The organism is Microbacterium sp. (assembly GCF_035277845.1).
In the GTDB taxonomy this organism is placed as follows: Bacteria; Actinomycetota; Actinomycetes; order Actinomycetales; family Microbacteriaceae; genus Microbacterium.
Genome location: NZ_DATEJS010000213.1, coordinates 1 through 3,118 on the forward strand (window position 1 = coordinate 1; position 3,118 = coordinate 3,118).

Sequence of the window (3,118 nt, forward strand, 5' to 3'; positions counted from 1 at the left end):
AGGCGCGCGACGTCCTCGAAGTGCAGACCCGTGGTGGGCTCGTCGAGCACGTACACCGAGCGGCCGTTGGAGCGCCGCTGCAGTTCGGTGGCGAGTTTGACGCGCTGCGCCTCGCCGCCGGAGAGCGTCGTCGCAGACTGCCCGAGCCGCACGTAGCCGAGCCCGACGTCGACCAGGGTCTTCAGGTACCGGTGGATCGCCTGGATGGGCTCGAAGAACTCGCTCGCCTCGGCGATCGGCATCTCGAGCACCTCGGCGATGTTCTTGCCCTTGTAGTGCACGGCGAGGGTGTCGCGGTTGTACCGCTTGCCGTGGCAGACCTCGCAGTCGACGTACACGTCGGGCAGGAAGTTCATCTCGATCTTGATGGTGCCGTCGCCGGAGCACGCCTCGCAGCGGCCGCCCTTGACGTTGAAGCTGAACCGCCCGGGCATGTACCCGCGCGCCTTCGCCTCGGGCGTCTCGCTGAAGAGGGTGCGGATGCGGTCGAACACCCCGGTGTACGTCGCCGGGTTCGACCGCGGCGTGCGGCCGATCGGCGCCTGGTCGACGTGCACGACCTTGTCGAGACCGTCGAGGCCGGTGACCCGGGTGTGCTTGCCCGGCACGGTGCGGGCGCCGTTGAGGCGGGAGGCGAGCACCTGGTACAGGATGTCGTTGACCAGCGTCGACTTGCCGGAGCCGCTGACCCCGGTGACGGCGGTCATGACGCCCAGCGGGAAGTCCACGGTGACGTTCTTGAGGTTGTTCTCGCGGGCGCCGACGACCGACAGCTTGCGGCTCTTGTCGATGCGGCGGCGCTTGGCGGGCGTGGTGATCGCCCGGCGCCCGGCGAGGTAGTCGCCGGTGAGCGAGCCCCGGTCTTCGAGCAGCTCGCCGAGCGGGCCGGAATGCACGACGTTGCCGCCGTCGACGCCGGCGCGCGGGCCGATGTCGACGATCCAGTCCGCCGCGTGGATGGTCTCCTCGTCGTGCTCGACGACGATGAGCGTGTTGCCGAGGTCGCGCAGCGCGACGAGCGTCTCGATGAGGCGGCGGTTGTCGCGCTGGTGCAACCCGATCGACGGCTCGTCGAGCACGTACAGCACCCCGGTGAGCCCCGAGCCGATCTGGGTCGCGAGCCGGATGCGCTGCGCCTCGCCGCCGGAGAGCGACCCGGCCGAGCGGCCGAGGGACAGGTAGCTGAGGCCGACCTGGGTGAGGAAGTCGAGGCGCAGCCGGATCTCGCGCAGCACCTGCGCCGCGATCTTCGCCTCACGGTCGGTGAGCTGGAGCTTCGCGAAGTACGTCTGCGCGTCGGCGAGGCTCAGCCGCGAAGCATCCGCGATGGAGTGACCGTGCACCTGCACCGCGAGCACCTCGGGCTTGAGGCGCGCGCCGTCGCAGACGGGGCACGGCACCTCGCGCAGGTACTCCGCCCAGCGCTGCCGCTGCGAGTCGGACTCGGCCTGCAGGTACTGCCGTTCGATGTAGGGCACGACGCCCTCGAACCCCGACGTATAGCGCATCTCGCGCCCGTAGCGGTTCTTCCACCGCACGTTGACCTTGAAGTTCTCGCCGTGCAGCACCGCCTCGCGCACCGCGGCGGGGAGCTTGCGCCACGGGGTGTCGAGCGAGAAGCCGAGGTCGTCGGCGAGTCCCTGGAGCAGCCGCTCGTAGTACTGGAACAGCCCCTTGCCCTGCGTCGTCCACGGGATCACGACGCCCTCGTTGATCGAGAGGTCCTCGTCGGCGAGCATGAGGTCGACGTCGACCGACATGCGCGTGCCGAGACCGGAACACGCGGGACAGGCCCCGAAGGGCGCGTTGAACGAGAACGTGCGCGGCTCGATCTCGGTCAGCTGCAGCGGATGCCCGTTGGGGCACGCCAGCTTCTCGGAGAACGACTGCCAGGCGGCATCCCCCTCCTCGTCGACGAAATTCGCCTGCACCACGCCGCCGGCGAGGCTGAGGGCCGTCTCGACGGAGTCGGTGATGCGGTCGAGGATGCCGGGCGCCGCGACCAGGCGATCGACGACGACGGCGATGTCGTGCTTGTAGCTCTTCTTCAGCGTGGGCGGCTCGGACAGCTGGATGAGGTCGCCGTCGACCACCGCACGCGCGAAGCCCTTGGCGCTGAGCTCCTTGAAGAGGTCGACGAACTCGCCCTTCTTCTGCGACACCACCGGCGCCACGATCTGGTACCGGGTGCGTTCGGGCAGCTCCATCAGCTGGTCGGCGATCTGCTGCACGGTCTGGCGCTGGATGACCTCGCCGCACTCCGGGCAGTGCGGCACCCCGATGCGCGCCCAGAGGAGCCGCATGTAGTCGTGGATCTCGGTGATCGTGCCGACCGTCGACCGCGGGTTGCGGTTGGTCGATTTCTGGTCGATCGAGACGGCGGGGCTGAGGCCCTCGATGAAGTCGACGTCGGGCCGGTCGACCTGACCGAGGAACTGGCGCGCGTAGGCGCTCAGCGACTCGACGTAGCGGCGCTGCCCCTCGGCGAAGATGGTGTCGAAGGCGAGGCTGGACTTGCCGGACCCGGACAGCCCGGTGAACACGACCAGGGAATCGCGCGGGATGTCGAGATCGACGTTCTTCAGATTGTGGACTCGGGCGCCGCGGACGCTGAGCTTTCCACTGGGATGACCGACGGCGGAGACGGGGACGATGGGCACCCGACAAGTCTAGGAGTGGCCAGCATCACTGCGGCTCGCTGCGCTCGCTCAGCGCATCGCAGCGGCTCCGGGAGCCCGGCCGAGGTCAGCGGCGCGGGGTCGCGAGGCGCACCACGATCACCGCGACCGCGCACAGGCACACCCCGGCGACGACCGCGAGCACGCCGCCGTCGCCGGTGAGCGGCAGGCGGGGCACGGCGAGCACGACGGTGAGCAGCGCCTGCGCGGGCAGCTGGATCCACAGCCAGCGCAGGAGCGCACGTCGCAGCGTCCGCAGCTGCATCGCGCCGCGCGTGTCCAGGAACATGGCGAAGCCGCCGAGCACGTGGAGCAGGTGGACGACGGCGAGCGCGACGTGGACCCGCCAGTCGCCGGCGACCGCGGGATGGGCGAGCTGTCCCACCCCGGTCACGAGCGCCGCACCCCAGGCTCCGAGGCTCGTGGGCACCAGCGCCGAC

2 protein-coding genes are annotated in these 3,118 nt (G+C 70.0%); both read right to left on the reverse strand.

The features are described from left to right. Nucleotides 1-2,660: excinuclease ABC subunit UvrA (gene uvrA / locus VJR25_RS09035; RefSeq protein ID WP_324114643.1), on the reverse strand; the 2,660-nt coding region annotated here is incomplete at its 3' end. Nucleotides 2,661-2,745: 85 nt separating this feature from the next. After that, the coding region (locus tag VJR25_RS09040) for a hypothetical protein (RefSeq protein WP_324114644.1) at nt 2,746-3,118 on the reverse strand (373 nt) is incomplete at its 5' end.